At 70.5% G+C, this 200-nt stretch carries 1 protein-coding gene; it reads left to right on the forward strand.

Translation table 11 applies throughout. From position 1 onward, the window contains the following. Positions 1 to 200, forward strand: a 200-nt coding sequence (locus BIV01_RS16875) for a Clp protease N-terminal domain-containing protein (protein ID WP_139199517.1), incomplete at both ends; no start/stop codon positions are given.

Genomic DNA, 200 nt, shown 5'->3' on the forward strand with positions numbered 1-200 from the left:
GAGGGCGAGGGCGTCGCCGCCAAGGCGCTGGAGTCGCTCGGCATCTCGCTCGATGCCGTCCGCGAGCAGGTCCAGGACATCATCGGGCAGGGCCAGCAGCAGCCGACCGGGCACATCCCGTTCACGCCGCGCGCCAAGAAGGTGCTCGAGCTGTCCCTGCGCGAGGCGCTGCAGCTCGGCCACAACTACATCGGCACCGA

This window comes from Curtobacterium sp. MCBA15_013 (genome assembly GCF_001865095.1).
Lineage (GTDB): Bacteria > Actinomycetota > Actinomycetes > Actinomycetales > Microbacteriaceae > Curtobacterium.